At 68.9% G+C, this 6987-nt stretch carries 2 protein-coding genes (1 of these 2 only partly in view); both read right to left on the reverse strand.

The window, feature by feature from the left end:
• On the reverse strand, window positions 1-2401 hold the beginning of the coding sequence (locus tag ACIQI8_RS43860) for an amino acid adenylation domain-containing protein (RefSeq protein ID WP_402364465.1). Its footprint begins 10400 nt before the window's first position; the window shows 2401 of its 12801 coding nt (coding positions 1-2401); the start codon lies at window positions 2399-2401; its stop codon lies beyond the left edge, outside the window.
• On the reverse strand, window positions 2398-6987 hold a 4590-nt coding region (locus ACIQI8_RS43865), incomplete at its 5' end, for an amino acid adenylation domain-containing protein (RefSeq protein ID WP_402364467.1). The genes ACIQI8_RS43860 and ACIQI8_RS43865, both read right to left, overlap by 4 nt.

Genomic DNA, 6987 nt, shown 5'->3' on the forward strand with positions numbered 1-6987 from the left:
CCACATACAACTCGCCCACCACGCCCGGCGCCACCGGCTGCAGTCGCTCATCCAGTACGAACAGCCGCGAGTTCACCACCGGCCGCCCGATCGGCAACACCCCCTCCCCACCCAACACCCGAGCCGTCGACACAATCACCGTCGACTCCGTCGGCCCATACGCATGCACCAGACGCCGACCCCGCGACCACACCCCCGCCAACCCCGGCGGCACCGCCTCCGAACCCACCACCATCGAACCCACCCCGGCCCACTCCACCGGATCCAACACACCCAACAACGACGGCACCACACTCGCCGCCCCCACACCCGCCCCACACACCAAACCCGTCAACAACGCCGCATCCGCACGCTCAGCAACCCCCGCCACCACCAACGTCCCGCCACCCGCGAGCGTCGCCGCCACATCCAACACCGACGCATCAAAACTGAACGACGTGAACTGCAGAACACGGACCCCCGGACCCACACCCAACTCGGAACCCAACGCCACCACCATGTTCGCCACACCACCATGCGTGGCCTGCACACCCTTGGGCCGCCCCGTCGAACCCGACGTGTAGATCACATACGCCGCCTGGTCGCCGGCGAGGTGAATGCCCGGTGCCGTCGACGGCGCCTGCGCGAGGGCGGTGATGGTCTCGATGTCGTCGAGATTCAGTGCGGGGACGGTCAGGTGCCGGGTGAGTTCGGACAGTCCCACGACCGCGGTCGCACCACTGTCGGCGAGCATGAACTCCAGACGCTCGACCGGGTATTCGGGATCCAGCGGAACGTAGGCGGCACCCGCCTTCCACACACCCAGGATCGCCGCGACGATGTCGACACCCCGCGGCAGGCACAACCCCACGACTGACTCGGGACCGATACCCCGCGCCCGCAGGACATGCGCCAGCCGGTTCGCCCGGACGTCCAGGTCCCCGTACGACACCTCCACACCCTCAAACACCACCGCAACAGCACCAGGATCAGCCGCCGCACGCTGGGCAAACTGCTCCGGCACCAAAACATCCGGCACCACACCCGCAGTGTCGTTCCACTCCACCAAGACCTGACGACGCTCGACCTCGTCCAGGACGTCGACAGCAGACAACCGCGCCCCCGGCACGGCAACGACCGTCTCCAACACTCGCCGCAGTCGGCCAGCTATCCGCTCAGCCGACTCGACATCGAACAGATCCGCCGACGCAACCAACACACCCCGCAGACCCGCCGGCGCACCCTGGGCGTCGAACTTCTCCCCCACCGACACCTCGAGGTCGAACTTCGACGCCTGCACTCCGGCGGTCAGCGCCTCGACCTCGAGACCGGTCAGGCCCAATTCGACCGACCTGGTGTTCTGCAGCGTCAGCATGACCTGGAAGAGGGGGTGACGGGCGAGCGTGCGGGCCGGTGCGAGTTCCTCCACCAGCCGCTCGAACGGCACATCCTGATGCGCGTACGCTCCGAGGCCCGCCTCCCGGACCCGGGCCAATACCTCGTCGAGGGTGGGGTCGCCTGACAGATCGGTCCGGATCACCAGTGTGTTGACGAAGAAGCCGACCAGGTCGTCCAGCGCTTCGTCCGTGCGTCCGGCGACGACTGAGCCGATCGGGATGTCCGTGCCGGCGCCGAGACGGTTCAGTGTCACCGCGAGGAGGGCCTGGAGCAGCATGAACAGTGTCACGCCACGTTCACGCGCCAGTGCCGCCAACTGTTCGTGCGTCTCGGTCGGAACGTCCAGCGGGATGCGGTGTCCCTGGTGCGTGCGTACGACCGGGCGCGGCCGATCGGTCGGCAGTTCCAGTTCCTCGGGGGCGCCCGCGAGGGCCTTGCGCCAGTACTCGACCTGCTCGACCAGGACCTTGGTCTCGGCGCCGTCGTTCCCCAGCAACTCCCGTTGCCAGAGCGCGTAGTCCGCGTACTGCACCGGCAACGGTTCCCACTCCGGGGCCCGTTCCTCGATCCGCGCCTCGTACGCGACCGCGAGGTCACGGGCCAAAGGTCCCACCGACCATCCGTCGCCGGCGATGTGATGGGCCGTCACCATCAGAACGTTTTCCGCCGGGCTCTCGGTGAACAGCCAGGCACGGAAAGGGATTTCGGTGGCCAGGTCGAATTGGTGCTCCGCCGACGCCGCGACGGCCGCGGCCAGTTCATCGGACGACACCTGTACGACGTTCAGCTCGAACCCGGTCTCTTCGACCGGCAGGATCCGCTGATACGGCTCGCCCTCGATCTCCTCGAACACGGTGCGCAGTACCTCGTGACGTCCGAGTACATCCCTGAGCGCGGCTTCGAGTGCCTGCCGGTTCAGGTCTCCGGACAGTCGGAGCGCCATAGGGGTGTTGTAGATCGCGCTCGGCCCCTCCAGCTTCGTCAGGAACCACAGTCGGCGTTGCGCGAACGAGAGCGGGATCATGCGGACTCCTCCTGCTTGCGCATCGGCCGCAGTACGGGCCTGGCCTTCTCTTGCTGAGCGCCGTGATCGGCGAGCCAGTTGGCGAGCCCGGCCGGGGTCGGGGTGCTGAAGACCGTCCGGATGGGCAGTTCCACGTCCAGCGCCGTGCGAATGCGGCTCACCAAACGGGTGGCGAGCAGTGAATGGCCGCCGAGTGCGAAGAAGTCGTCGTCGACGCCGACCGCGGGCAGACGCAGTACGCGGGCGAAGGCCTCGCAGAGGATCCGTTCCTGTTCGGTGGCCGGTTCCCGACCGCTGCCTGCCATGGCGGCGATGTCGGGGGCTGCGAGGGCCGCGCGGTCCAGCTTTCCGTTGACCGTGAGGGGCAGCCTGTCGAGCACGACCACTGCCGAGGGCACCATGTGCTGCGGCAGGCTCTGCGCGGCGTGGGCGCGTACGAGGTCCGAGAGCGTGCCGTCGTCCACGATCTCCCGATCGGCGGCTGGGACGACGTAGGCGACGAGCCGTTCGTCGCCGGGGGTATCCTCGCGGACGACGACCGCGGCCTGGGCCAAGGCGGGGTGGGCAGCGAGTACGGTCTGGATCTCACCGGGCTCCACGCGGTATCCACGGATCTTCGCCTGCTCGTCCGCCCGGCCGGAGAACACGAGTTGGCCGTCATCGGTCCACCGCGCCGTGTCGCCCGTCCGGTACATCCGCTCGCCGGAGACGTACGGGCACGCAACGAACCGTTCGGCCGTCAGTTCCGCGTGACCGACATAGCCGCGCGCCAGATTCGAGCCCGCGACATACAACTCGCCCGCGACGCCCACCGGAACCGGGGTGAGACGCTCGTCCAGCACGAACGCGCGGACGTTGACGATCGGTCCGCCGATGCCCGGGGTGTCACCAGCGCCCATGGGGTCGGACATCGTGGCGCACACGGTCGTCTCCGTCGGTCCGTACGCGTTGATGAACCGCCGACCCGGTGCCCACCGCGCGACCAGCTCACTGCCGAGGGCCTCACCCGCGGACACCAGCGTGGACACCGATGGGAAGTCCTCCGGCGACAGCACGGCCAGCACGGCCGGCGGCAGTGTCACATGGCTCACCTCATGACGCGCGGCGATCTCCGCCAACGCCGGTCCGGGCAACAGGTCTTCCGTCCCCGCCACCACCAGCGTGGCGCCGGACGCCAGCGCCACCAGCACCTCCGACACCGCCGCGTCGAAGCTCGTCGACGCGAACTGCAGCACTCGGCTGGACCCGTCCACGGCGAACCGCTCCGACTGCGCCACCACCAGGGCGGCCAGTCCCGCGTGCGACACCGCCACCCCCTTGGGGCGACCTGTCGAGCCCGACGTGTAGATCACGTATGCCATCTGCGCGGGGAGCGTGACGCCTTCGGGAGCGGTCGCCGGCGCGGCGTCCAACTCGGCCATCGTGTCCGGGTCGTCGAGGTCGAGCCGCGAAAGCCCTTGTGAGTGAAGGCCACTTGTCAGATGACTCAGACCGACAACAACACGCGCACCGCTGTCGGCGAGCATGAACTCCAGCCGTTCGGACGGATACTCAGGATCCAGCGGCACGTAGGCCGCCTCCGCCTTCCATACGGCGAGGATCGCTGCCACCAGGTCGACGCCACGGGGCAGGCACAGCCCCACGACGGACTCAGCGCCCACCCCTCGGTCCCGCAGGTGGTTCGCCAGCCGCGCGGCCCGGGTGTCGAGTTCCTCGTACGACATCTCGGTCGTCCCGGACACGATGGCCACCGCGTCGGGAGTGCGCGCCACCTGGGCCTCGAACAGCTGGGCAGCCGTCTCGGCGGTGACCGGCGCGTCCGTGTCGTTCCAGTCGCTCAGCATCCGGCGAAGTTCGCCCGTGTGCAGTACGTCCACCGCGCCGAGCCCGGTCCCTGGGTCGCCCTCCAGTGCGGCCACGAGGTTGCCCAGGCAGGTGTGCAGCATGGTGCACACCGCCTCTGCGTCGACCGGGGCCACCGCGTCGATGGTCAGCCCGAACCCGGTGCCCAAGTCGTCCACTGCGGCGGCGACCGGATAGTTGGTGCGTTCCCGGGTGAGCAGAGCGCTCACTCCGTCGAGGCCTGTGCTGATGCCCCATCCCGACGCACGGGTGGCGGCCTGCGCGGCGGCCTGGTTGTGCCGGTAGTTGAAGAGGGACGTGAACAGCGGGCTGCCGCCGGGTACTTGGGCGGCCTGCTGCGCCAGTGCCAGCGGCGCGTGCTCGTGCACCAGCAGCTCCGCGAGCTGGTCCCGTAGAGCGAACAGTGCCTCGCCCACACCCACCGAGCCGGCACGCACGCGCACCGGCAGCGTGTTGATGAAGGGGCCCTGCACCCGGTCGGATCCGGCTCCGGCGTGCATGCGGCCGAACAGTACGGTGCCGAACACCACGTCGTCCCGACCGCTGACCGCGGCCAGTACACGCGCCCAGGCCAGGTGGAACACGGTGGCCGCGCTGACGCCGAGCTGCCGAGCCATCTCCCGGACCTGATCGGCGAGTTCGCCGTCCACGGACAGCTTGGCCCGTTCCGTGCGCCTGCCGTCACCGTGCACGTCCACGAGCCCGTACGGTGCCGTGGTCTCCTCGACGTCTCCGAGCAGTTCGGCGAAGTACCGCTCGTGCTCCTCCCTCGGCACCCCCAGCCGGGCCTGCGCCACGAAGTCACGGAACGGCAGCGACTCCGGCAGGGACTCGCCCTGCCCGGACAAGAAGGCACCGAGCTCCCTCAGCAGAGCTTCCTGGCTGGTGTGGTCCCGTACCGCCTGATGGATACGGATGAGGCACAGCCAGCGCCCACTGCACGGCTCGGGGGCGACATGCACCCGGATCAGGGGAGCGCTGGCCAGGTCCATCCACCGGCCGCCGAGTTCCAACAACTGCTGTACGGCATCTCCGCCTTGAGGGTCGAGGGTGAGTTCCTCGACGGGCAACTCCACTTCCCGCAGCACGACTTGGACGGGCTCGCGCAGGCCCTCCCACACGATCGCCGTGCGGTAGATGTCGTGCCGGTCCACCACGCTCTGCAGCGCACCCAGGAACGCGTCCAGCCGCTCGCGCGAGTCGACCCCGAGCACGATCGGCAGCACATAGACATCACCACCGTCCTGACCGGCCATCAGGTGATGGAAGAAGATGCCTTCCTGGAGCGGGGCGAGGGGATAGACGTCAGCGATGTTGCCCGCGCCACCAGGGACCTGCCCGGTGAGGCGCACGATCTCGCCCTCATCCAACTCGACCAGAGAGAGCATGTCCGGAGTGATCTCGACCGCACCCTCCACGAGACGGTTCGGCGGAACCACCACCGTCTCCGGAGCAGCCACCACGGCCAACCCCGCCACCGTCGGCGTCTGGAACAACGCCCGCACCGAGATCGACACCCCCCGCTCACGCAACCGCTCCACCAACGACACCGCCAACAGCGAATGACCACCCAACTCGAAGAAGTCATCCTCCACACCCACCGACGGCAGCCCGAGAACCTCGGCAAACGCCTGGCACAGGATCTCCTCCTGCACACTCACCGGCCCCCGCCCGACACCCGACACCGCGGCACGGTCGGGGGCGGGCAGAGCACCGCGGTCCAGCTTCCCGTTACCGGTCAGCGGAAGAGCGTCCATCACCACGACGGCCGAGGGCACCATGTGCTCCGGCAGCCGCGTGGCGGTGAACTCGCGCAGCGTCCGCGCGAGGTCGACCGGATCGGTGTCCTCGTCGGAGGGAACGACGTAGGCGACCAGACGCACATCACCCGGCACGTCCTCGCGGGCCACGACCGCCGCCTGCAGGATCAGCGGATGCGCCGCCACAACGGCCTGGACCTCGCCCGGCTCCACCCGATACCCGCGGATCTTCACCTGCTCATCCACACGGCCGACGAACACGACCTGACCCTCGGAAGTCCACCGGACGCGGTCGCCCGTGCGATACATCCGCTCGCCTACGCCGCCATAGGGGCAGGCCACGAACCGCTCCCCCGTCAATCCGGGCCGGCCCACATACCCCCGCGCCAACTGCGCGCCCGCAATGTACAGCTCCCCCACCACACCCGGAGCGACCGGCTGCAGCACCTCGTCCAGGACGTAGAACCGGGTGTTGGCCACCGGAGAACCCACCGGAACCACCCCGGAAGCGGCCATATCCGCCGTCAGACGAGTCGTCGCCACACCGATCGTCGCCTCGGTGGGACCGTAATGATTGAATACCCTCCGATCACCCGCGCCCGCCAGCAGCTCACCCACCAACTGCGCGGAAGCCGCCTCACCACCCAGCACCAACGACCTCGCAGGCAATACCGCAGCAGCACCGAGGGCCGCGACATGGGACGGCACGGCCTTGAGGAAATCGATCCGATGCTCGGTCAGATAGGAGGCCACGACCGCCGGATCGGTGACCGCGTCCTCGTCAAGAATGTGCAGTTCACCACCGGAGGCCAGAGCGGCGAACACCACCGTGTTGCCCAGGTCGGTGGCCTGCGCCTGCAACACCGCAAACCGGCCCGGCCCCTCGAAGCCCACCCGCCCCGGCACCGACCCGACATAGTTCGCCAGCGCCCCGTGCGTGACCGCGACACCCTTCGGCCGCCC

This window comes from Streptomyces sp. NPDC092369 (assembly GCF_044755245.1).
Classification (GTDB): Bacteria; Actinomycetota; Actinomycetes; order Streptomycetales; family Streptomycetaceae; genus Streptomyces.